This is a genomic window from Tardiphaga sp. vice304 (assembly GCF_007018905.1).
In the GTDB taxonomy this organism is placed as follows: Bacteria; Pseudomonadota; Alphaproteobacteria; order Rhizobiales; family Xanthobacteraceae; genus Tardiphaga.
Window position 1 is genome coordinate 1,691,779 of sequence record NZ_CP041402.1, and the last position, 23,858, is coordinate 1,715,636.

The following is a 23,858-nucleotide window of genomic DNA, read 5'->3' on the forward strand; positions in this document are numbered from 1 at the left end:
ATCGGCTGCATCTAATAATGATATTTGAAGATGATCAAGTGGCCTTGTAGCGTTTGGCTGTCGTCAGTCGGGCGAACCTGCGGCACCACGCCGCGACCGCTGTACGTCGCGCAGTAAGATTTCCTCACAAATTACTGGGGCCACGATGTCCAACAAAAATGAGATCCGCGACGGCATGCGGATCGATTGGGATGTTCCGATCACGATGGAAGACGGCGTCGTCCTGCGTGCCGACATCTTCCGCCCGCTGAATGATGCGCCATGCCCCGCGCTCGTCACCTACGGTCCATACGGCAAAGGTCTGGCGTTTCAGCAGGGCTACAAGACGGCCTGGGAAATCATGGAGCGCGACTATAACGACGCGCTCGAGGGCACGTCGAACAGATACCAGAACTGGGAAGTTCCGGATCCCGAGAAGTGGGTCCCGGATGGCTACGCCTGCGTACGTATCGACAGCCGCGGCGCCGGACGGTCGGAAGGGTTTCTCGCGGTGCATGGCCCGCAGGAAACCCGGGATTTTGCGGCGTGTATCGAGTGGATCGGGTCGCAGCCGTGGTGCAGCGGCAAAGTAGGCCTCAACGGCATCTCCTACTATGCCGCTAACCAGTGGCGGGTCGCCTCGTTGCGGCCGAAGCATCTGGCTGCCTTGTGCATCTGGGAAGGCTTTGCAGACAACTACCGCGATGCAACGCATCACGGCGGCATCCTCTCAGTGTTCCGCAAGAACTGGCAGGACATGCAGGTGAAAACCGTGCAGCACGGCGTCGGCGAGCGAGGCGCGCGCAGTGTCGTTACTGGCGAACTCGTCTGCGGGCCGGAGACGCTGTCCGAGGAAGTTCTGGCCGCTAACCGCGCCGATATGCCGCGCGAATTGCTGACCCATCATCTTGATGGAGATTATTACTGGTCGCAGGCCGGCGATATGGCGAAGATCGAGGTGCCCTTGCTCAGCGCCGGCAACTGGGGCGGCCAGGGTCTGCATTTGCGCGGCAACGTCGAAGGTTTCGTCAACGCGGCGTCGACGCAGAAGTGGCTCGAGATGCATGGCGGCGCGCACTGGGCCGAATTTTATACCGATTACGGGTTGGCGCTGCAGAAGTGCTTTTTCGGTCATTTCCTGAAGGGCGAGGCGACCGGCTGGGAGCAGCAGCCGAAGGTGCAGTTGCAGATCCGGCGGCCGGGCCTGACCAAGTTTCCGGTGCGCGCGGAAAACGAGTGGCCGCTCGCGCGCACGCAGTGGACGAAGTTCTACTTCGATCCGGACACACGCGCGCTGACCACCGACGTCCCCACATCCAGCACGACGCTCGCCTATGACGCGATGGGCGACGGTCTCACTTTCATGTCCGCACCGCTCGAGCAGGAGATGGAAATCACCGGCCCGTCCGCCGCAAAGCTGTTCCTCAGTTCGGCAACCGCGGACGCCGACGTGTTCCTGGTGCTGCAGGTGTTCGATCCCGAGGGCACGGAAGTCGTGTTCTACGGAGCGCTCGATCCACATACGCCGATCGGGCAGGGCTGGCTGCGCGCGTCGCATCGCAAGCTCGATTCGTCGCGCAGCAAGCCCTATCGTCCCTACCACGCCCACGATGAGCTTCAACCGCTGACGCCCGGCGTCAGCACCGAACTCGACGTGGAGATCTGGCCGACCTGTATCGTGATCCCGCGCGGTTACCGCTTCGGCCTCTGCGTGCGAGGCAAGGATTATGTCTGGGCGGGCGCGGCGACGAGCCTGTCGAACATGAAGCGGCCGATGACCGGCTGCGGGCCGTTCGTGCATGACGATCCCGAAGATCGCCCGGCCGAGGTCTTCGGCGGCGAGAACACGTTGCATTTCGCACCGGACAACGCACCCTTCGTTCTGTTGCCGGTAATCCCGCAGACACAGAGCTGAGACGACGGCGATCGAAGTGGCGCGAAGGTTCTCCATAGAAGAACCGCGCAGGGGAGAAGACGAATGGACAAGGGCGATGCCGGCGTTCGGCTGACGCAGGACAACATGCTCATCGAGATCGACGTTCCGATTGCGATGGATGACGGTGTGGTGTTGCGGGCCGACATCTTCCGGCCCGTCGAGGCCGGCAATTATCCTGTCATCATCAGTTACGGCCCTTACGGCAAGGGCCTGCCGTTCCAGACCGGCTACAAGACGGCCTGGGACATCATGGCGTGCGAGCACCCGGACGCCGTGGCGGGGACCTCCAGCAAGTACGCCAATTGGGAAGTGGTCGATCCCGAGAAGTGGGTGCCCGATGGTTACGCGGTGGTGCGCGTCGACAGTCGCGGTGCCGGCCGGTCGCCGGGCTATCTGGACCATCATTCGCGGCGCGAGACCCAGGACTTCTACGATTGCATCGAATGGGCAGGCGCGCAGCCGTGGTCGAACGGTAAGGTCGGCCTCAATGGCATTTCCTATTACGCCACCAATCAATGGCGCGTGGCCGGCCTGGCCCCGCCGCATCTTGCTGCGATCTGCGTCTGGGAAGGCTATGCCGACCGCTACCGCGACGCCACGCATCACGGCGGCATCGCCTGCACCTTCCAGAAGAACTGGCAGGAAATGCAGGTCAAATCGGTGCAGCACGGACGCGGCGACAACGGTCCGCGCTCGCCGTTGACCGGCGACACCGTCTGCGGTCCGTCGACGCTGTCCGAGCAGGAGATGGAGCACAACCGCTCGAAGCTGTGGCCGGAGATCATCGATAACGCGTTCGACGGCGACTTCTATCGGGTGCGCTCCGCCGACTGGGCAAAGGTCAAGGTGCCGCTGCTGTCCTGCGGCAATTGGGGCGGTCAGGGCCTGCATCTGCGCGGCAATATCGAGGGCTTCGTCCATGCAGCCTCGGAGCAGAAATGGCTCGAGATGCATGGCGGCTCGCACTGGGCACTGTTCTACACCGATTACGGCGTTGATCTGCAGAAGCGTTTCTTCGATCGCTTCCTCAAGGGAAAACAGAACGGGTGGGAAAAGCAGCCCCCCGTGCAACTGCAGATCCGCTATCCCGGCGAGAAATTTGTGCTCCGCCATGAAGGCGAGTGGCCGATCGCCCGTACCAACTGGAGCAGGGCCTATCTGTACGGCGAGACGCTGGTCGCTGAGGCTCCGCAAGGTGGCGCGGCGCAGGTGACGTTCGACGCGACCGGCGAGGGTGTGACCTTCCGCGCGCCGCCGCTCAAGGAATCGCTCGAGATAACCGGTCCGCTCGCCGCAAAGCTGTACGTGTCGTCGTCCACCGTGGACGCGGACGTGTTCCTGATCTTTCGGGTGTTTGACCGGGCGGGCGACGAGGTCGTGTTCCAGGGCGCTCTGGACCCTCATACGCCGGTGGCGCAGGGCTGGCTCCGCGCCTCGCACCGCGAACTCGATCCTGTCCGGTCCCTGCCGTACCGGCCGTGGCATGCCCATGCCAGCGCGCAACCGCTGGTGCCGGGCGACATCTATGAACTCGACATCGAAATCTGGCCGACATCGATCGTGATCCCCGCCGGCTACAGCTATGGGCTGACCGTCCGCGGCACCGACTACGAATACGCCGGACCGGCGGCGACGCTGTCGAACATGAAGAACCCGATGAAGGGCTGCGGCCCGTTCGTCCACGACGATCCGGAGGATCGTCCTAGTGACATCTTCGGCGGCAAGACCACGCTGCATATCGGCGGCCGGCACGCGCCGTATGTGCTGCTTCCAATCGTTCCGCCGAAGCAGGAATCCTGAAAGACACTTACGAGCGAATTCGGAAACAAGTGACGAGGAAGCGGGGACGCAAATGGGCGAAGGCATTGGGATGATTTTCGAGAAGGACGTCCTCATCGAGATGGACGACGGCCTGCACCTTCGCGGCAACGTGTTCCGTCCTAAGGCCGAAGGTCGCTATCCTGTGATCATGGCGCAGGGCGTCTACGGAAAGGACGCCCATTTCGAGGACGCCTTTTCCGTGCAATGGGGCAAGCTGCTCGCGATCTATCCCGACCTTTGCGAAAACGGTTCGACGGGACGCTATCTGCGCTGGGAGACCGTCGATCCCGAACGCTGGGTGCCGTTCGGCTACGTGGTCGTTCAGGTCGATGCGCGCGGTACCGGCAAATCGCCGGGCTATCTCGATCCCCGCTCGCCGCGCGAGATCCAGGACTACTGCTGTTCGATCGAATGGGCGGGAACGCAACCCTGGTCGAACGGCAAGGTGGGCCTTGCCGGAATTTCCTATTACGCCTTCACGCAGTGGGCCGTCGCCGCGCTGAAACCGCCGCATCTCGTCGCCATAATGCCCTGGGAAGGCTACGTGGACTACTACCGCGACGGCAGCCATCACGGCGGCATCTATGCCAATGCTTTTACCTCGGCCTGGTGGCCGCGCCAGGTGCTGGTCAACCAGCACGGCAACGGCGACACCACCTATTTCGACCGCGACACCAACCAGCCAAGCACCGGACCCGCGCTGCGCCCTGACCAGCTCGAGGCCAACCGGACCGATTATCCGGCGGACCTGCTGCGCCACAGATTGGATGACGCCTGGTATCAGGAACGCACGCCCGATCTCAGCCGGATCTCGATCCCGGTGCTGTCCGCGGGCAACTGGGGTGGCCCCGGCGTTCACATGCGCGGCAATGTCGAAGGCTTCTTGAACGTCGCCTCGACGGACAAGTGGCTGTCGATGCACATCGGCACCCATTGGGACAGCTTCTATCTGCCGGAATACGTTGCAATCCAGCGCCGTTTCTTCAATCGTTTTCTCAAGGGCGAGAATAACGGCTGGGATCAGGAGCCGCGCGTGCAACTCGCAATCCGTCGGCCCGAGAGCACCATTCGCGGACCGAACACCGCGGCGTTCCGCATGGAGAACGAATTTCCGCTCGCGCGAACGCAGTGGACGAGGTTTTACCTCGATGCACAGTCTTCCGCAGTGTCGACGGTGAAACCCGATCACGCAAGCGCGCTGGAGTACGAAGCGTGGGGCGAGGGCGTCACGCTGCTGTCGCCGCCTTTTGCTGAAGAGACCGAGTTCACCGGTTTCGTCACCGCGCACCTTTTCCTATCGTCGTCCACCGATGACATGGACATTTTTGCCACCATCCGCATCTTTGATCCGCGGAGTCAGGAAGTTGTTTTCACGGGCGCTCATGAGCCAACTCCCGTAACCCGCGGCTGGCTGCGTGCGTCGCATCGTAAACTCGATCCCAAACGCACGCTCCCTTATCGGGCGTTTCATGCCCATGACGAAATTCAGAAGCTCGATCCCCGCCGGATCTACGAGGTCGACGTTGAACTCTGGCCGACCTGCATCGTCTTCCCCAAAGGATATCGCCTTGCCCTGACACTGATGGGGAAAGATTTCGAATTTCCCGGAACGCCCGGGCGACTGCTGCATAACCACCCCGTCGACCGGCCTGCCGGCGTGGCCAGCACGAATACGATCTGCACCGGCGGCGACCAGGCGTCGTATTTGCTGATGCCACTGATTCCGAGCGCATCGTGACGCCGCGCAGCAGTCAGTTGACCGAAGCGCCGGATGCTCGCGCCCGCACGCGAAAGTCAGCGAACCCGCCTACGACGGCCAGCCAGTGGAGAACGATCATGGTTTTTTTCGGCGCGCGCTATCGCAACTGCTTGTCTCGAACCCTGTTGACGATCTGTGCGTCGTTGACCGTGGGCGCATCGGCGGCCTCGGCCGAAGATTATCCTGACCGTTCGCTCAAAATCGTGCAGCCTTTTGCCGCCGGAGGCTCGACCGACGTCCTCGCCCGTGGCCTGGCGCAGAAGCTCAGCGAGTATCTGCGCCAGCCGGTGATCGTCGAGGCGCGGCCCGGTGCCAATGGCATCATTGCCACGCAAGCCGTCGCAAAATCTCCGCCGGACGGCTACACGATCCTGCTCACGACCGGCTCCTTCACTGCGAATCCGCAGGTCGCGAGCAAACCGCCATACGATGTCTTCAAGGAGTTCAAGCCGATCACGCAACTGGCCGGTTCCTATGGACTGGCTCTGCTCACTAACCTGCCGGCGAATTCGGTGGCGGAACTCGTCTCTGATGCGAAGAAGGCGGCAAAGCCGCTCTCCTATGCGACGTCCGGCGCCGGCAACCTGACCCATATCGCGGGCCGGCTGTTCGAGTTGCGAACCGGGCTCGACCTCACGGCGGTACCCTACAACACGCCCGCCATGCTTTCCGACGTCATGACCGGCACCGTCAGCATGACCTTCAACTCGCTGTTCACGGCTGTTCCGATGGTAGGGCAGAAGCAGATCAAGGCGCTGGCCATCACTGGCGACCGCCGGTCGCCGGCGCTTCCCGATACGCCGACCATGGCGGAAGCGGGCATGAAGGACTACAATCTGACGGGATATTTCGGCATTCTGTTCCCGGCCGGCGTCCCGGCCGACCGGGTCGAGCGTATCTACCGGGAAACAATGAGAGCGCTCGAGACGCCTGAAGTCAGGAAGCTGATCGAAGAGAATGGTCTTTACGTGGTTGGCTCATCCCCCGACGAGTTTGCTGCCTATATCAAGCAGGACTTCGACTATCAGAAAAAACTGATGGATGAGGTCGGACTCCGGCCTAACTGACGGCGTCCAAGAACGCATCGCGCTCGATTTATCGGGCGTCCGCGACGGGTGACGATGGCCCGCGTCATCCGCAAACCCGTCAAGCGATATTGAGAACCAGGTTGCCCAGCAAGGTGCCGCCCTCGACCATCTCGTGCGCCTCGACAATTCGATCCAGGGGCATTTGGTAAGCGACGGTGTGAACGAGGCTGTTCTCGGTGAGCAGCCGACCGATCTCGGCAAGCCCACTGGCCCGGTCGGATACGGTCAACTCATAGATAAAGGCAAACGAAAGGCGGATGTTCAAACTCATCAACGCAAGGCTGGGAAGCGTGCTCTGCTGAGCTGACATGCCGTAGACGGCGCAGGTGGCATGTGGCTTCAGTATGTCGGGATAGTACACGGCGTTCCGCGACAAATCCATTTCGATGATGGAATCGACACCGGACGGCGCCAGTTGCCGCACCTTCCGAGCGACGTCCTCCGTGAGATAATTGATCACCTCGTCTGCGCCGGCAGACAAAGCATGCGCGGCCTTCTTGTCGCCACTGACGGTCGTCATCACGCGCGCGCCACGCCGCTTCGCCAGCTGGATCGCGTAATGTCCCACCGATCCGGCGCCGCCGGCGATCAGAATCGTGTCGCCAGGACGTGGATCTGCCAGATGAACGGCATGGATGGCGGTGAAGAGCGGAATTCCGAGGCAGGCGCCGATGTCGAAGCCGATGTTGTCCGGCAGGAGCACGGCCTGCTCGGAGGGCAGGGATATGTATTCAGCGGCCGTCCCGAAGGCCCGCTTCCACTGGCCGTTCCAAATCCAGACGCGCTCGCCGATCCGACTCGGCGCGACGCCGTCACCGACGGCATCAATGATGCCGGCTCCGTCGCTATGAGGCACCACGAGCGATGCCGGCATGGGGCGGAACCCGCCAATTCGCGCTTTCCAGTCGGACGGGTTGACGCCGCTCGTCATCAGCCTGACGCGGACTTCTCCGGGCCCCGGCACGGGGGTCTCGAGTTCGCCAAGTTCGAGGACGTCGCTCGCGCGTCCCTGGCTTCGATAGAAGGCTGCACGCATCTGCTATTCCACTCCAAGTGCCGAAATCTCGATCGAAAGGGTTCCGGCCGAAACGCGGTTCGCCCTGCAACCTCGGCAAGGCGACAGGCCGTCTTGCCGCTGATTGCGTAGCAGAATTCGCCCTCGACGTCTGTCATGGTGCAGACGACGATGATGCAGCTTGAGCCACTCGACCTTAGTCTTCACATCCCGCGTTCACATGCGGCACCGACCATTCGGTAACCGCCATCGCCTCCAGCTTGGGCGGACCGAGAAAGGGAGCCGACAGGCAATAGAGCCCTGCATGGGTCGAGACCCAGATCAGGTTGCGGTCCCACTCGATGAAGACAGCTTCGGTCGTCCCGCGGCGCCAGCTCATGTAATCGTCGATCTCGCCGTCGCGCGGCGGGACGAAGTAGGCGACTTCCTTCGGTTCGGTGGGGTCCGATATGTCGAAGAGGCGGATGCCCGCGTTCAGATACGACAAGGCGACGACGTCCGGACGTGCCTTTCCTGGCGCGATCCAGTGTTGCATCACGCGCGAGCTGAAGCGGCCTCGCGCCATCGCGAAATCCTTGTAGGGCGCGTCCGGGTGCGGCATCGGCCGGGGAAACAGGCCGATGATGCGGGGACGCGCCGGGTCTTTGACGTCGATCACGTAGCTCGTGTGCCAGGGTTCGCGCGCATCGGCTTCGAGCGACTCCGGGATGCCGATTACGAGGTTCTGCAACTGCGGAAACCGGGCAGGCTCGGCGTTGACAGGAACGACGTGGTGAAAGGGAATGCCGCCGATCGCCTCGAGCGGGTGGGAGACCTTGCCGTAGACTTTCGGATTCCGGATGTCGCTCAGGTCGTGCACGTACAACCCGAAATGGCCCCAGCCGCCATAGCCGACCGTGCCGCCGTCTTCGACGCGGACCGGGACGATGCAAGGAGTCCGGGTGCTGGTCCACGAGGATTGATCGCCGGCAAACGGGTAGGTCGTGCGATACAATTCCTCCTCGTCGAGCCGCTGGCCCGGTACCCACCATCGCGACACCTCCTTGACGTTGGCAGGATCGGTCATGTCAACGATCATCAGGCCGTTGCTGTAAACGCGCTCGGTGCTCTCCATACGGAGCTGGTCGTCCCAGCCGCAGGCTAGGTAGGCGTATTGACCGCCGTCGTAGAACGGTAAATGCACGCCGTGGCCGGAGGCGCCGGTATTGAACTCGCTCAGCAGTTCGGGCTTTTCCGGGTTGGTGACATCGTACGTCTTGATGCCGCGGAAGCCGGGATCGCTCAGTGCCTTCTTGGCATACTCAAGATGATGTTTCCCTCGCGGATACTGCGGGGTGCCCGGCGTCAGCGGCATTTGATGCGCGACCACGCGTATCCATTTTCGAAGCGTCTTGTTATAAACGCAGCTGGCGAACACACCTGACGTCGTGTCTGCGAGCACCTGTGCCTTCAAAGGTTCAGTCACATCGACCCATCCGCCCTTGAAGGCAATCAGGCGTCGCTTGTTTTTCGCCCATAGGCACGAGTGCTCGTCTCCGAAGATCATGATGTCGATCTCGGGGTAATGCGCGATGACCTCCATATTGGATATATACTGTTTCCGGTCGAGGTAGGTGAGCGCCCCGGCCGGCATGCGGAAGGGAACCGTTCCACCACCTTCCATGACGCCGTTCGTTGCTACATCAACACTCGCGATCGTCGATTGCCTGCTGGTTTCGGCCATTGCGTTTCCTCGTCGAGATGCGTCGGCTTTCGGCTTGGCAAAGCCGGACTATTGAGCGGCGATACCGAGTTCGTTGATCAGGCCGGTAAATCGGCTGTAGTCGCTTTGCCAGAGGCGGCCGAGATCTGCGGGCGTGCCGGGAGAAGGGTCGATATGCAGACTCTTGACGTGCTTCTGCGTGTCCGGATCCGCAATGGCGCGGTTCACTGCGGCATTGATGCGTTCGATCATGGCAGGCGGAGTTCCCTTCGGCGCGAAGAAGCCGAACCAGCCCAGCATCGTGAAGTCGGGAACGGTTTCGCTGATGGTCGGCATATCCGGCGCCGCCGGGTTGCGGGTCCGGGCGCTGACGGCAAGTGCCCGCAACGAACCGTCGGTGGTATAGCTCAGGCTGTTGGCAAAGCTGAGCGAGCCGGCCTCGATCCGTCCGGAGACCAAGTCGGGAACGATCTGCACGCCGCCCCTGTAGGGGACGTGAACGTAGTCGAGCCCCGCTTGCTTGCGCAGCATCTCGAACATCAGATGCGGGAAGCTACCAAGCCCGACCGTTGCAATCTTCACGGTTCCAGGATTTGCCCTGGAGTAGTCGATAAGTCCTCGCAGGGAGGTAACCGGAAGGGCAGGCGTCGTGAGTATCGCAATGTAATTCACATAGGTAAGCGCCACCGGTTCGAGACTTGCTCGCACGTCGAACTGCCATTTGTTCATGATGGGCGTGATCACCATGCTTCCGAGCTGGCCGACCGTCAGGGTATGGCCATCCGGCTGGGCAGTTGCGGTCGCCTGCAGTCCGGTGAGTCCGGACCCGCCGGGCCGGTTCTCGATGACGAGTGGCTGCCCAAGACTTTTCGCCATACCGTCGGCGAGAAGTCGCGCGATGATGTCGACAAGATCTCCCGCAGGAAAGGGAACGATGACTTTGATTGGCCGGGTGTGCTGCGCTTGCGCCCGGGCGCCGTTCACCCAAGGCAAGGCTAATGTCACAGCAAGCAGCCAAGCCCATCTGACATCCAGCATCCTTCGGCCGATCATAAAGCTCTCCCTGCGGAGATATGGTTGGACCCCGTTCCAGAAATGTCGTTCGCGAAGGCAGCCCGCCGGAAGTTTGACGGGACCTGTCCGCCGTTCGCGGTGCGACGGATTTTACATGTACTTAGACCGTCGTGCCTCTGCATGGCTTGGCTCCCGGGATCGGGCACCAGTATTCAAGCAACTTGAATGGATGTCAAACAACCTCAGAAGCTCGGCGGTGTGTTCACGACGATGAACTTTGCCGGCTTGCCGCTCGAATTCTTGTAGCCGTGCGGAATCTCGGAGCGATAGCAGATCGAATCACCGGTGTTGAGCAGGTACTTGGCGTCACCGATGATCAGTTCGACCTGCCCTTCGATGATATAGGCGACTTCCTCGCCCTCGTGCGTCACCAGCCCTCCGCCGCTGCCGCCGGGGGCGAGGTTGTGGATGCTGCCCTGCAACAGGCGGGCCTTGTCGTAAGGGATCAAACGCTCCAGCGTCAGCCCCGGTCCGCTGCGCAGCGGATCCGTCTTGACGATCGGCCGCTCGCCGGCCCTCGACAGAAGCCCGTCGGGCTCGGACGGTTTTTCGAATAGCTGGCCCACCGTCAGTTCCAGTACCTCGGCGATCCGGTAAAGCGCGTTGAGCGACGGCACAGCGCGGCCGTTCTCGATCTTGGAGATCATGCTTTCCGAACAATCGGCGGCCTCGGCGACGTCCTTGAGGCGCAACCCCTTGGTCATCCGGCCGTGGCGCAGACGCACCCCCAGATATTCGTTGTTTCCAGCGGGCACGGCGGCCGGCTTCTGCTTCGAGGAGGGCCGCTTCTTCGTCTTCAACATCTAAAATCCAAATCGTGAGCCAAGCGAGCGCCTACGTTCCATCACTGAAACTTTGACGACAACTGCGATCATATCGCAACCCCGAACACCCGCCGCGCTTCATGGCACACACGTGCTCAGAAAGTAATCGGGCTTGCTCAATGAGAAAGCAAAAAGGAACTGAATTCAAATGACTTGAATTAAAAATTTCACGCTGTTAGCTTTTCCGGATCAGCTCCCGGAGCGGAGCATTGCTGCAAGCCGTACTTGGGAAGGAAGCGGATGTCCGAAGAGTTCCTCATCGATCAGGTCACCAACGAAACGCACGGTGTGTATCAGCCCTATGGCTGGCACCACTGGCCGCAGTTTCCCTGGATGAGCTATCAGTTCCGGCGCGCCCTCGGCGAGACGCAGGAGGGCGGTGGCGCGGTGTCGGAGTGCTTCCTGGCCGCCAGCCGGATGATCCCGGGCGACGAGGAGAGCTGGCACCGCGAGTGGAAGCGGATTGCCGACTTCAACCAGGAGCGCGGTGATTCCGAGTTCGGCAAAGGCCATGTGCGCACGGCGATGAATTGCTGGCTGCGCGCGGCCAATTATTATCGTCACACCGAGTTCTGGCTCAAATACACCGATCCGCGCCGAATCGAAGCCTTCACCGACATGGAGGAGTGTTCTCGAAAATTCATTTCGAACCTCAATCCCGCGGGCGAAGTCCTGCAGATACCCTACGAGAACGACAAAACCCTGTTTGCGTATTTTGTCCGTGCGCCGTTCGATACCGGCAAGCAGCCGGCTCTGATCTGCATGGGGGGCCTTGACTCGATCAAAGACGAAATGTGGTTCATGCAGGCGCACGGCGCCCTGCAGCGCGGCATCTCGGTGCTGATGATCGACGGCCCGGGGCAGGGCGGCACGTTACGCCGGCACGGCTTGCCGACCCGCGTCGACTACGAAGTCCCGATCGGCAAGTGCATCGATTACCTGCTAACCCGCGACGACGTCGACCCGGCGCGCATCGCGGTGTGCGGTTCGTCGCTCGGCGGCTTCTACGCGGCGCGCGCCGGATCCTACGAACATCGCCTGGCGGCAGCGATTTCGCACGGCGCGATCTGGTCGATCTCGGAGTTGTGGGCCAATGCGACCGAGACGCATGGCCTTGCTGATCACATCAAGACCGTGTTCGGCGCGTCTTCGATGAAGGAGGCGCTGGAAAAGGCCCGGCCGTTCACGCTCGAAGGCCACCTCGAGAATATGAAATGCCCATACCTGATCGTTCACGGCGGCCATGACGTGCTCGGCGTGGCGCAGGCTTCGCGGGTCTACGATTATGCCAGGGCCAAGGGCGTCAATGCGACCTTGCGTCTGGTGACCGAAGAGGAAACCGGTGCCGACCACTGCCAGCACGACAACCCGACCATCGGGCAGGAACTGATGGCCGACTGGCTCGCCGGTGTGTTCGGTATCGACGAACGCGAATTGCGCAAGAAAGCCACCAATCCCTTGATTTGATCCAAACCGCCTCGAAAGGAGATCGCGATGTCCGAAGTGAAGTCCTATGGCGACGCCTACTACTCGATGACCTGGATGGGACCGAAAGGGTATCCCGAAGGCGGCAATTCGGGCCGCTGTTATTTCACCGGCATGTTGGGAATGCTCCGGCTGCACGGCGAGAGCGACGTGCTGTTTGCGGACGGCACGTCGGGCGACGGCTTTTCGTTTCGCTGGAGCCCGGTATGGGGCGCGCCTGCGTTCAACGGCGGCGCAGGGGCCTTCCATGAAATCTGGGAATATACGCCGAAGGCGCTCGGCTACGTCGGGCACTGGGAGCAGGACCATGAGGGGGGCTTCGACGAGGCCTTCACCAAGCTCTGTGGTCTGGTCGATCGCGGCATTCCGGTCCAGGTCGGGCTGCATTATTCGCTGATGCTGCCTTATGGCGCCAAGACGTCGCCGCGGCTTAAATTCCAGCATGAGACGATGGGCAAGACCGGGTTTGGTCACCACGTCGTGGTCGCCGGTTACGATTTGCAACGTGGCACGGTCACGATCTTCGAACCCAACGATATCTTACCGCACTCGCGCTACGAAGCGCCGATCGACGTGTTTCGCGCCGCATGGGAGCAGTCGATGCAGCGCGGGCCGAAGGGCTACGAGCCCTGGGAACATCACCACCCGTTCGGCGGCGAGTGGAGTTTGCATGACGGCTATGGCCCATACCTGATGGTCTGGGTCGAGCCCGAGCGTGATCCGCACTGGGACATCACGCAATCGATCCGGCATTCGTTCCGGCGTAACCTCAAGATCCTGTCCGGGGAGTATCCGAAGCCCTATGCGCTGTTTGGCAACCAGTGGCAGATCCCGCGCTTCGAGACCGGCGCGCCTGGCATGGCGGCCTTCGCGGCCCTGGTCGTCAGCGGCGCGGTGAAGGATACCAATGGGCCCAATGGCGCAACGATCCCGCTGTTCGTGCGCGGCAACATTCCGAACCACGGCGTGCTTGGCCGGGCAGGCGCTGCCGGCTATCTCCGGCGTGTCGCCGCAGAACTGGGCGTGCGCGGCCTGGCGAATGCCGACGTGCTTGCTGCGGCACAGGAAATGCAAGCATCTTCGGAGTTGTTCAAGACGCTTCGCTACGAGGCAGACCTCGCCAAGGCCGGTGAAGTGCTGTCACGGATCGCAGCGCATGAGGTGGCCGCGCTGGCATCCATGACCAAAGCATGGCCGGTGGTGCAGACGATTACGGAACATGCGCCGTCGCGACAGGACGTTGCGGCGGAGTAGCCGGGCGGCTGCTTCGCAAGGATTTAGTAATTCGCTCGGTGAGCGTCAATGCATATTGCCAGGGGATCATGACGATGACGTTGAAGAGTGTATTACTCGGCTTCTGCGCCTGCATCGCGTTGGCCGGCAGCGCCGCGGCGCAGCAGGACAATTACAAGGTCCGCGTCGTTGCCGGGGCCCCGGGATACGACCACATCCAGCCGTTCATCGCGGAACACCTCAAGCTGTGGGATAAGTACGGCGTCAAGGTCGAGTTCATGGGCGGGAATTATCAGCGTTCCAACCAGCAGATGTCGATCGGTGATTTCGACGTCGGTTATAACCAGTACGCATCCTCGATCCGCTATCTTTCCGCCGGCATCGATAGCGTCATCGTCGCCGCGTCATCCGCCAATTGCGCGATGATGATTGCCGGACCGAACGTCAAATCGTGGGCCGACGTCAAGGGCAAGCGCGTCGGCATCGTCACCAAGTTCGACGTGCAGGCGCTGACCCTGACCAAGCAGATCCTGCCGCGTTTCGGGCTCTCCGAAAAAGATGTGCAACTGGCGCTCGTTCCGGTACCGGAGGTCGCATCTGCTTTGCTTACCGGCGACATTGCCGCCGCGTTCCCGTTCGAGCCCTACGGCACCGACGCGCTCGGGAAGGGTGCCAAGCTGCTTCTGGCGCCGAACGACCTGATCGACAAGACCAAGCTGGATTCGGACATGCTGCGAAACGGCATGATCATGACCCGCAAGTTTATCAAGGAGCATCCTGAACTCGCCAAACGCCTTGTGTGGGCGCATCTCGACGCCGTGCACTTGATGAAGACCGACAAGAAGACGGGTCTCGAGGTCCTGAAGCATTACACGCCGAACATCGACATCTCGCTCCTCGACAAGTCGTATGACAGTTGCGGCTGGCAATATAACGAGCCGCCGAAAGCCTGGATCGAAGCGTTGATCGGCTGGATGAAAGAGGACGGCCTGCTGCAGAAGCCCGTCACCTACCAGGACGCCGTCGATATGTCGCTGGCCGAGAAATATCCGGGTTATCCCGGCTACGAAAAGCTCAAGTGAGCCGCTCGGACATGGTGATCATCAAATCGCTGAGCAAGAAGTACACGTCGCAGGGTGCGGACATGGCCGCGCTGATCGACATCAATCTGGAGATCCAGGAAGGCGAGTTCGTCTGCCTTCTCGGTCCCTCCGGCTGCGGCAAGTCGACCTTGCTAAAGATCGTCGCCGGCCTCATTCCCGCAACATCCGGGGAGGTGGCCATCAATGGCCAGGCGATCGACGGCCCCGGTCCCGAGCGGGCCGTCGTGTTTCAGGACTACGCGCTGTTTCCCTGGATGAGCGTCCGCGACAACATCGAATTCGGGCTGGAAGCGCGCCGGATGGCGGCGGCCGAACGAAGAAAGATTTCCGACAAATTGCTGCGGGTTGTGGGCCTTGCCGATTTCGCAGATCGATATCCACACCATCTGTCGGGCGGCATGAAACAGCGGGTCTCGATCGCGCGCGCGCTCGCCGTTGATCCGTCGCTGTTGCTGATGGACGAGCCGTTCGGCGCGCTCGACGCTCAGACGCGCCAGACGCTGCAGGACGAACTGCTGCGCATCTGGCGCGAATACCGCAAGACCGTGATCTTCGTGACCCATTCTATCGAAGAGGCGATCTACTTGTCCGACCGTATCGTGGTCATGACGGCACGGCCGGGGCGCATCAAGGAAGTCATCGCGATCAGTGAACCGCGGCCGCGCGACATGACCGGCACGGCGATGAACGAGCGGCAGCGCGAGGTCCGCGCCGTGCTCAACGAGGAAATCGAGCGCGCGGCTGTCCTCGAGCAACGGGACATGATGGTCGGAGCATCCCATGGCTGATTTATCGTACAACAAAGCCAGCGAGGCCGGTGCCACTCTTGCCGCGTCTAGGATTCTGGGCCGGATGGTGCCGGGCCGCGACCGGCTGCTGGGTATCTCCACCATGGTCGTCTTCATCGCCGGATGGGAGATTGTCTACCGGCTCGGTCTGATGCCGGTGTGGGCGTTCCCATCGCCCTGGAAGGTCGTTCTCGCGTTTCAGGAATTGATCGCCAACGGCAAGCTGCTGACCAACACCGCGGCCAGCGTCGGCCGGCAGGTCACTGGCGTCTTGCTGGCCGCGCTGGTCGGCATTCCCGCCGGCCTGGCGCTGGGCGCATCACCGACCGCGCGCGCGGCGTTTCTTCCGCTGTGCCGGCTGCTTTATCCGATCCCGGGTATCGCCTGGATTCCGCTCTCCATCCTCTGGTTCGGGGTCGGCTTCAAATCTACGGTTTTCGTTATCTTCTTCTCCGGCGTCTGGTCGATCATGTTCAACACCATGACCGGGGTGCAAACGCTGAGCGGCCAGTACACCGACGTCGCCCGCGTCTATCTGGCGTCGCGCAGGTTATATACCTGGCGCATCCTCATTCCGGGATCGCTGCCCTACATCATCACCGGCATGCGGCTCACCTACGGCGTAGGCTGGCGCGTCATCGTCGGCGCGGAAATGATCTCGTCCATCACCGGGCTCGGCTTCCTGATCGACGACGCGCGCTGGCAGCTGCGGCCGGACATCATGATCACCGGCATGATCACCATCGCGATGATCGGCTGGGTCTCGGAGAACTGGTTCTTCGACTGGGTCGAGCGCCGGACGATCGAGAAGTGGGGCATGAAGACGACCTAGCCTCGAAGTTTCACCTTTCATTGCCATCCAACGATTCGAGCATCTGCATGACCAGCGCCAGCGCCGCCGAGAAGAAACTGATCGACTCCGAAGTGGTGGACGAACACGCCCATTACGAGCCTTATGGCTGGCACCACTGGCCGAAATATCCCTGGCCGTCCTATCAGTTCCGGCGTTCGCTGGGCGAGACGCAGGAGGGCGGTGGAACGGTTTCGGAGAGTTTTCTGGCGGCGAGCCGGATGATCCCTGGCAACTACGATAGCTGGCACAATGAATGGATGATCGTGGCCAACGCCAGCATGGCGCGTGGCGAACAGGCCGAGGCCTATGGCCATATTCAGACCGCGATGAACTGCTATCTGCGCGCGGCCGATATGTATCGTTCGGCCGAATTCTGGCTCGATCCCGCCGATCCCCGCCGACTACCGACGTTCGATAAGTGTGAGGCCGCCACTCATCGCTTCATGAACTGGACGGTGCCAAAGGGCGAGATCGTCGAGATTCCCTACGAGCCCGGCATGCCGATGACGGGCTATTTCTTTCGTTCGCCGTTCGGTGACGGCAAGCAGCCGGTGCTGATTTCGTTCGGCGGCCTCGACTCCTTTAAGGATGAGCTGTGGTTCATGACCGGCCGCGGTGCCCTGCAGCGCGGTATCTCGGTGTTGCTGATGGACGGGCCGGGGCAGGGCGCAACCCTGCGCCGCTACGGGCTGGTCACGCGTTACGACTACGAGGTGCCGGTCGGCAAATGTATCGACTGGCTGGAGCTGCGGGACGACGTCGATCCCGGCCGCATCGCAGTCTCCGGGTCGTCGTTCGGTGGCTATCACGCCGCACGGGCCGGCTGCATGGAGCCCCGCCTGGCGGCGGCGATTTCGCACGGCGGCGTGCTCAGCCTCTATGATCGCTACAAGGACCGCGCCGAGGATCACGGCCTCGCTGGTCACATGAAGTGGGTGTTCGGCGCCGACACGATGAAAGGCGTTGCGGAGAAGACCCGCAATTTTGACCTGCGCGGCGCGTTCGAAAACATGAAGTGTCCTTATCTGATCCTGCACGGTGGACACGACGTGCTGGGCGTCGAAGCCGCCAAGGAGGGGTATCAATACGCCAAATCTGTCGGCGTCGATGTGACCTTCATTCTGGTGGAGGCGGATACGACCGGCGCCGAGCACTGCCAGCACGACAATCCGACACTGGGCCAGGAACTCATGCTGGACTGGCTGGCCGACAAATTCGGCATAGATCAGCACGGCCTCATCAAGACCTGATAGACGATCTTCAAGTCGTCCTAGGGAAGCCGCCGATACCAGTGCAGAGTGCTGCGCGTCCCCGGCTGTTAATCGGCACGCCACTCAGCTTCTTTTTCAGTCAGCCTCTCATGCCTCTACTTTTGAATCCTGACCTGCCCCGCCGATTTCCTTAAGTTGAAGTTAGAGTCCGATTTTCTGTGCTCTGAGACCGAAGTTTGGACCACCGGCAATTAGAGTTTTCCGGCTTTGTCATGATGGCGGGCTGGTTGCGCCGTCACGATTGAGCAACGAAATCGGGGTCTTCTGCCCGATTGCCCCATGGGGGCGTTCTTCGTTGTAGTATCTGCGCCAATCCTCCAATTTTGTCCGGGCGTCGTCAAGGGTAAGGAACCAATGAGTGTTCAGACACTCTGCGCGGAAGCGCCCGTTGAAGGCTTCGATGAACGCGTTGTCGGTCGGCTTGCCAGGCCGGCTGACGTCCAGCGTGACGCCATTGACGTAGGCCCACAGATCGAGGTCACGGGAGATAAACTCCGAGCCCTGGTCGCAACGGATGGTCTTTGGATAGCCGGCCACTGAGCAGATTTCCTGCAGCTTCTGAACGACGTTCTCGGCCCGGTAACTGAAGCGCGGATCAAGGGCCGGCACATAGCGCGAGAAAAGATCGACGATCGTCAGCACACGAATTTTATTGCCGGTGGCCAGCTGATCATGAACAAAATCCATCGCCCAGGTTTCGTTCGGCTGGGTGGCAGCTTTGCGATCGTCCCGCAGCTTGGCCTTGATCCCTCGTTTCGGCGTTTTGTTGCGCAATTGCAGGCCTAATTCGCGATAGATGCGCCGTGTCTTGTTCTGGCCGAGTTGCCATCCCTCACGCCGCAGCAGCACATGAACACGCCGGTAGCCGAAGCGTACCCGGGTCTGGCAGATCTCTCGGATTCTCGCCTCGAGACTGGCCTGTTCGGGTCGCCGCGATTTGTAGTGATAGGTTGAGGTGTCGACCTCGAATACCCGGCAGGCGCGCCGGATCGAGATGCCCCATTCACCACAGATCCCGTCGACGAGCTTGCGCTGACGAACAGGCCTCAAATTTTTCGGCGGATGACGTCCTGCAGCATCTCCTTGTCCAGCGAAAGGTCGGCCACAATCCGCTTCAGCTTGGCGTTCTCGTCCTCGAGTTGCTTCAACCGCCGCATCTCGGTCGGCAGCAAGCCGTCGTATTTCTTCTTCCAGTTGAAATAGGTCGCCGCGCTGATCCCCGCCTTCCGGCAGATGTCCGCCACCGGCATGCCATCAGCGCCTTGCTTCAAAATGAACGACTTCTGGGCCTCCGAAAACTTCGATGCCTTCATTGTTCTCCGCTCCTTCCAGCCCGGGAAGTCTAGCGGAAAACTCTAGCCATAAGTGGTCCAGTTTGGCGGCCTCAGATCATCTGAAGGACGGAGATGAAGCGAGCCAGGTTTACGGAAGAGCAGATTAGTGTTTGCTAATAACGCCGAGCCGAATTTAATCCAATACTTTCCGCAGAAATCGAAAAATTCGATCGATCTTTAGGCTAGTCCACCGACAAAACGCGCCAGTACAACGCCGGCGAGCGCGATATGAGCCAGTGTGATCGCCACTGACAGTCCGTGCAGCGCATTGAATCGTGCCCGCGCCCCTGTGTCCGTAGCCCGGTTAATTGCAGGCATCAGAATCTGACGGACGGGCAGCGTAGTTACTGCGATGGTCGTCAGCAGCACGGCCGACAGAGGATCAAAAGGCCAGACCAGCGCTGTCGCTACCGCAGCCGTACCCATGACGAAAAGGTAGAACAGCGGAAACGCGCGGCGTATCGTTGGCCCCGCCACATCAGGAGGTAAGGCGCTGAAGAGGAAGGCCGCAAAGCCGAACGAATAAAGCGTTATTCCTCCGAAAAGGAGCGCCGTGATCAGAAGTGCGGCGGTTAGCATCTGTAGGTCTCCGGTTTGCGTGCGATCCCCATGTAGAGAATTGCAGTCACTGGCAGCGGCCCAAATTTCAGGTCCAGCCGCCGGTTCACGCCGCACGGGCCAAGCCCTGTGATGGGGCCGGGCACCAGGCCCGCACCCTGTATCGCGTGGTGCAACTCACGCGGCTTGATGAAGAGTGCTGGATCATGTGTGCCTTTCGGCAACAGGCGCAGTACGTCCTCGGCCACGGTGATCGTAACAAGGCGCGCGATCGGATTGCGGTTGATCGTGTCGAATAGGAGCACCCCGCCAGGGCGCAACACGCGTGCAATCTCGGCCAGCACGCGGCTTAGATTGGCCACATGCTCCAGTACGTCGACGCAGACTACCGCATCGAAGTTCGCGGCGGCATAGGGCAGTGCCTCGCCAGCGCCCACGTCATAGTGGATTGTCAGGCCCATGGCGCTTGAATGGCAGCGGGCCGCCGCCACCGCCTCAGCCGCCGGGTCGATACCGGTCACGCGGGCCCCCCGCTCTGCCATCGCCTCGGCCATGAAGCCACCGGCACATCCCAGATCGAGCACGTCCTTTCCTGACCACTCGAAATGTCGGTCGAACCATTTCAGTCGCCCTGGCACGAGGTTCTTCAGTGTGCGTACCCACCGCACCTCGTCCGACCACCACTGGTCAGCCACCCGATCGTAGATCGTCTGATCATTGCGCATGGGGACGGTCCTTGGCTCGCGACCGGCGGGCCACGGCGTAGGGAATAGTGTCGCGGTAGCGTTGGAACCGGTCACCATAGCGCGCGGCAAAGCGGCGTTCTTTCAGTCGGGGCGCCAGCAGGCAATAGGCGGTGTAGCAGACAGCCAGCGCTAACTGGTCCGGCGTCCAAACCGGCACCGTCCAGAGCGTCAGCGCAAAAGCCACGTAGATCGGCTGACGGATCACCCGGAAAAGACCATCGGTCGGCATGTCGGGGAACACAGGGCGGATCCGCGCCATCAAAGACATCCATCCGAGTGCGCCCGACTGAACCTCAGCACCCGCGTCGAAGCTAGCTTTCAATAGTAGCAGCCAGCTTGCAGCATAGACAGCGCAAATAGCCCAGAACGCCGTGCCCTCAGCCCGCCACCAGACGATGCCCGATGGCGTCCAAAGCGCGAATAGCGCCAAAAGCTGCGCCGATGCAATAATTGCGTAGGTGGTGGTGGCGAGCGTCGCGCCATGCGGGCCTGGGATCACGCGGGCGAGCCACCGCCCACCGGGGCCGGTCAAGAGCAGCGAGTGGGCAAGCGGAAACTGCAGGATCAACGCCAGGTTCGCCAACAGTGCCCAGGGCCAGGGCACGCGGCCAAGGCTCTCGCTCAGGCCGAATAGCATGGCGGCGATCATGGCAAGCACGGCCGCGGCGAAGACCGCATGGCAGACCAGCCCAAGCGCTATTGCTAGTGCGATCCTTCCTGCCCCTGGCGGCGGGCTCCAGGCCGCGCGGATCAGGGCGATCAGGCGGGCGATACGGGGGTCGGCGGTCATGACATCTGCGCCACTAGATCGTTGGCGATGGCCGTACCGCTTGTCCAGGCAGCTTCGACGCGTGGACCGATGCACCAGTCACCGCCAAGGTAGAGCGACCCGCCGGCATCGCGCAGAAACGGCTTGCCGAGTGGAGCCGTCACGCGCGCGTATCGCCAGCGGTGCGCAGCGGCGTGGCTCACACGGTCAATCGTCACGCCAAGCCGGTCGCAAAGCATCGGCAGCATGAGCGCGGCGATTGTAGCTGGGTCATCCTCCAGATGTGCGGAGCTGAATGTCGGACTAGCCTGCGCCACCCAGGCCACAGCGCCGTTCGAAACACTGATCGCAGGTTGCCCCGGCTTCGCGCTGTTTTGCGCGATCCACGCAAGCGGTTCATCCGGAGACTCGCGGGTCACGAAGGGCGGGCGCGCCAGGATACCAGCCATCAGCGTCAAGCAAGGATCCATCCGCACCTCGCCGATCATTGCCACCAGTGAATGGTTCGCGCTCAGAAGACCCTCCACTTGCGGTGCAGGAACGGTGACGACGACGCGAGCGGCAGGGTAACACGAATCCCCCGCCAATACCTGCCAACCGCCTTTGCTAGGTCTAATAGTGTTGATCTGCACTCCCTGGCGGATGTCCAGCCCTGCCGCCAACGCCTTTCCTATTGTCGCCATACCTGGCATGCCCACCACGCGGGCGCGTCCCGACCCATCGGGCCATGGAATAGCAGAGCCCGCGGCAACGAGCTTCCGCAATACCGCGGCAAAATCTACGCCCTTCGCGGTCACGTATTGCGCGCCATGGTCGAATTGCAGCCCGTCTGCCCGGCGGGTCGCCACCCGCCCGCCGATCCCGCGCCCCTTTTCAAATAGGACCGTGCGCACACCGGCCTGCATCAGCCGCTGCGCGCAAGCCAGCCCCGCGATGCCCGCGCCCACGATCACGACAGGGATCATGCCAACCCCATCTCATGCAAGATGCGTGGGATTTGCTGTTTGACTTTGAAGAACCCGGCCGTCGCGTCGGGCCAGATCGCACTGTCCCAGTCGCGCCGCCATTCCGCGAGCACGATCCCCCGCGCGGCCAGCACCGGCACAGCTTCGGTTAACCAGTCATACAGAGGTCCGCGTGGAACATAAGGCGTGACGATCTGCGTCACATCCGCGCCTTCCGCCCAACGCGCCAGCACTTCGGAATGATCAGCTCGCAGGGCGGCCCCAGGAATCTTCGTGCGCGAAACGGTATCGGCAAGCGCCACATTTTCAAATTGCGCGACCGCATCCGCTACTGGGAGCGGCGACCTCAGGTGACTGGCCGCCAGCGTGGCAGCCGCTCGAATGTCCAGGCTATCGTGCGCAAAGTCCTCGATCCCACAGTCTTCTTCCGTGATGAGGAGGCCAGTCGGTCTGCAACGCTGCGGCGTCGTGACGGCCCGCAACGGCAGCAAAGGGGGTAGCCCATCGGGCTCGTACGCCTCCAGCCCTGCCACGACCTCAGCAAGGTTGCTGTCGCTTGGGGTAAATCTCTGCCCGGTAAAGGTGGCGATGTTCCATGCCTGCGCGCGATAGGGTTTGCCGCGCGTGTGCAAGCCCGCAACCCACCGCCAGCCCAACGTGTTCGACGCCGGATCGCCATCGATGAGGTGGCGATAGAAGAAATCTGCACCCAGACGCCACGGCAGGCCCAGCGTGAAGATCCATATCGATGCAAACCACATGCGCGCATGATTGTGCAGATAGCCGGTTTCGACCAATTCCCGCGACCAAGAGTCGAAACAGTCCAAGCCCGTCTCGCCAGCTTCGGCGCAGGACAAGTTAAGGCGCAATCGGCTGTCACGTCCAAGTTTAGCCAAATCGTCGAGGAGCCCGTTGCGGTAGCTGTCCCAGACTTGCGGGCGGCGCTCCATCCAACCCTTGAAATAACTACGCCAAATAACCTCTTCGATGAATTTGCCAGCCGTCGTCAGCCCGTGCGCCGCCAGCGCCGCGGCTATGACCTCGCTCTCGGTCACCAGACGGCGGCGGATCCAGGGCGACAGCACAGACACCGCCTCGCGATTCCTGGGCCCGATGTCATAGCTGCGCCCATTCGCATATTGCTGCCCCATAGCCGGCGTGAAGGCCTTCATCCGGATCAATCCGTGCTCACGAGTGGCAGTAAGATCTAGCATTTATCTGTCACGGCCTGATAGGTTATAGCTTGCGAGATGTAGTCTAAAGATTCACAGTATCCAGAAGAAAACGCATATCTTCTGTCAATCGGCATTGGACTGGCCCATTGTCAGCATAAAAAGAGGCTTTGACGCACTTTTGGTGCAGGCGCATCATGGTGCGTTGATTTGTCTTGCTTAAAGCAAGTTGAGCTTGGAGCATCCATTGTTATTACAGGGCTGACCGCGCAATTATCCCAAGTAACACCGTTAGCGAAGATCGCGGACAGAAAGCAGATTAAACAGAGATGTTGTCCGGTAGAGTCCGCAATGCGCTCTATAAAGTTGCGGCGATAAAATCA

General features: G+C 61.4%; 20 protein-coding genes and 1 pseudogene. 10 read left to right on the top strand and 11 right to left on the bottom strand.

Annotated features, from left to right (window positions below; genetic code table 11):
- Positions 1–145: 145 nt before the first annotated feature.
- The 4 genes from FNL56_RS08025 (at position 146) to FNL56_RS08040 (ending at position 6,562) form a co-directional block, all read left to right on the top strand.
- Positions 146–1,894, top strand: coding sequence for a CocE/NonD family hydrolase (locus tag FNL56_RS08025; protein WP_143577682.1), 1,749 nt, complete (start codon positions 146–148; stop codon positions 1,892–1,894).
- A 63-nt stretch (positions 1,895–1,957) separates the two neighbouring features.
- Positions 1,958–3,715, top strand: a complete 1,758-nt coding sequence (locus tag FNL56_RS08030) for a CocE/NonD family hydrolase (protein WP_246661635.1) — start codon at positions 1,958–1,960, stop codon at positions 3,713–3,715.
- A 100-nt stretch (positions 3,716–3,815) separates the two neighbouring features.
- Positions 3,816–5,474 carry a CocE/NonD family hydrolase gene (locus FNL56_RS08035; RefSeq protein ID WP_246660904.1) on the top strand — a complete coding sequence of 553 codons (1,659 nt, stop codon included), beginning with the start codon at positions 3,816–3,818 and terminating at the stop codon, positions 5,472–5,474.
- Entirely contained in the window at positions 5,471–6,562 is a 1,092-nt protein-coding gene (locus FNL56_RS08040; RefSeq protein WP_143581919.1) for a Bug family tripartite tricarboxylate transporter substrate binding protein, read from the top strand. Before FNL56_RS08035 ends, FNL56_RS08040 begins: the two co-directional genes overlap by 4 nt.
- A 79-nt stretch (positions 6,563–6,641) precedes the next feature.
- Here the strand turns inward: FNL56_RS08040 and FNL56_RS08045 are convergent, their stop codons facing one another.
- The 4 genes from FNL56_RS08045 to FNL56_RS08060 all read right to left on the bottom strand — a co-directional run bounded on the left by FNL56_RS08045 (position 6,642) and on the right by FNL56_RS08060 (position 11,177).
- Positions 6,642–7,619, bottom strand: a complete 978-nt coding sequence (locus FNL56_RS08045; RefSeq protein ID WP_143572319.1) for an NADPH:quinone reductase — start codon at positions 7,617–7,619, stop codon at positions 6,642–6,644.
- 175 nt (positions 7,620–7,794) lie between these two features.
- On the bottom strand, positions 7,795–9,321 hold the full coding sequence (locus tag FNL56_RS08050) for an LVIVD repeat-containing protein (protein WP_143581920.1): 1,527 nt from the start codon (positions 9,319–9,321) through the stop codon (positions 7,795–7,797).
- A gap of 48 nt (positions 9,322–9,369) precedes the next feature.
- Positions 9,370–10,353, bottom strand: coding sequence for a Bug family tripartite tricarboxylate transporter substrate binding protein (locus FNL56_RS08055; protein WP_143572321.1), 984 nt, complete (start codon positions 10,351–10,353; stop codon positions 9,370–9,372).
- 203 nt (positions 10,354–10,556) lie between these two features.
- The gene (locus FNL56_RS08060; RefSeq protein ID WP_143572322.1) at positions 10,557–11,177 is read right to left on the bottom strand and encodes a cupin domain-containing protein; all 621 of its coding nucleotides are present in this window, start codon (positions 11,175–11,177) and stop codon (positions 10,557–10,559) included.
- A 261-nt stretch (positions 11,178–11,438) separates the two neighbouring features.
- On the opposite strand from FNL56_RS08060, the gene FNL56_RS08065 reads away from it, so the two are divergent.
- From FNL56_RS08065 to FNL56_RS08090, 6 genes are read left to right on the top strand one after another with little or no spacing between them, the layout of a single operon-like run.
- Positions 11,439–12,665, top strand: coding sequence for an alpha/beta hydrolase family protein (locus FNL56_RS08065; RefSeq protein ID WP_143572323.1), 1,227 nt, complete (start codon positions 11,439–11,441; stop codon positions 12,663–12,665).
- 27 nt (positions 12,666–12,692) lie between these two features.
- A complete protein-coding gene (locus FNL56_RS08070; RefSeq protein ID WP_143577684.1) occupies positions 12,693–13,937 on the top strand; it encodes a hypothetical protein in 1,245 nt (414 codons plus the stop codon).
- Positions 13,874–14,998 (top strand): ABC transporter substrate-binding protein, encoded by a 1,125-nt coding sequence (locus FNL56_RS08075; protein ID WP_143572325.1) that lies wholly within the window; start codon positions 13,874–13,876, stop codon positions 14,996–14,998. The genes FNL56_RS08070 and FNL56_RS08075 overlap by 64 nt, the downstream gene beginning before the upstream one ends.
- Positions 14,995–15,807: an ABC transporter ATP-binding protein gene (locus FNL56_RS08080; RefSeq protein WP_246660905.1), complete on the top strand. Its 813-nt coding sequence runs from the start codon at positions 14,995–14,997 to the stop codon at positions 15,805–15,807. Before FNL56_RS08075 ends, FNL56_RS08080 begins: the two co-directional genes overlap by 4 nt.
- Entirely contained in the window at positions 15,800–16,639 is an 840-nt protein-coding gene (locus FNL56_RS08085; RefSeq protein WP_143572326.1) for an ABC transporter permease, read from the top strand. Before FNL56_RS08080 ends, FNL56_RS08085 begins: the two co-directional genes overlap by 8 nt.
- A 47-nt stretch (positions 16,640–16,686) precedes the next feature.
- A complete protein-coding gene (locus FNL56_RS08090) occupies positions 16,687–17,910 on the top strand; it encodes an alpha/beta hydrolase family protein (RefSeq protein ID WP_143572327.1) in 1,224 nt (407 codons plus the stop codon).
- Positions 17,911–18,141: 231 nt separating this feature from the next.
- On the opposite strand, the gene FNL56_RS08095 is transcribed toward FNL56_RS08090, so the two are convergent.
- The 7 genes and pseudogenes from FNL56_RS08095 to FNL56_RS08120 all read right to left on the bottom strand — a co-directional run bounded on the left by FNL56_RS08095 (position 18,142) and on the right by FNL56_RS08120 (position 23,475).
- A complete protein-coding gene (locus tag FNL56_RS08095) occupies positions 18,142–19,164 on the bottom strand; it encodes an IS3 family transposase (protein WP_368039351.1) in 1,023 nt (340 codons plus the stop codon).
- Positions 19,095–19,244 (bottom strand): annotated as a pseudogene (locus FNL56_RS28785) (transposase); the annotation flags it as partial. The pseudogene FNL56_RS28785 and the gene FNL56_RS08095, both read right to left, overlap by 70 nt.
- Positions 19,245–19,442: 198 nt before the next feature.
- Positions 19,443–19,844 carry a DUF4149 domain-containing protein gene (locus FNL56_RS08100; protein WP_143572329.1) on the bottom strand — a complete coding sequence of 134 codons (402 nt, stop codon included), beginning with the start codon at positions 19,842–19,844 and terminating at the stop codon, positions 19,443–19,445.
- The gene (gene ubiG / locus FNL56_RS08105; RefSeq protein WP_143572330.1) at positions 19,838–20,548 is read right to left on the bottom strand and encodes a bifunctional 2-polyprenyl-6-hydroxyphenol methylase/3-demethylubiquinol 3-O-methyltransferase UbiG; all 711 of its coding nucleotides are present in this window, start codon (positions 20,546–20,548) and stop codon (positions 19,838–19,840) included. The genes FNL56_RS08100 and ubiG overlap by 7 nt, the downstream gene beginning before the upstream one ends.
- Positions 20,538–21,359 carry a methyltransferase family protein gene (locus tag FNL56_RS08110; protein WP_143577686.1) on the bottom strand — a complete coding sequence of 274 codons (822 nt, stop codon included), beginning with the start codon at positions 21,357–21,359 and terminating at the stop codon, positions 20,538–20,540. Before FNL56_RS08110 ends, ubiG begins: the two co-directional genes overlap by 11 nt.
- Positions 21,356–22,303 (bottom strand): NAD(P)/FAD-dependent oxidoreductase, encoded by a 948-nt coding sequence (locus tag FNL56_RS08115; RefSeq protein ID WP_143572332.1) that lies wholly within the window; start codon positions 22,301–22,303, stop codon positions 21,356–21,358. Before FNL56_RS08115 ends, FNL56_RS08110 begins: the two co-directional genes overlap by 4 nt.
- The gene (locus FNL56_RS08120) at positions 22,300–23,475 is read right to left on the bottom strand and encodes an FAD-binding domain-containing protein (protein WP_246660906.1); all 1,176 of its coding nucleotides are present in this window, start codon (positions 23,473–23,475) and stop codon (positions 22,300–22,302) included. The genes FNL56_RS08115 and FNL56_RS08120 overlap by 4 nt, the downstream gene beginning before the upstream one ends.
- Positions 23,476–23,858: the final 383 nt, after the last annotated feature.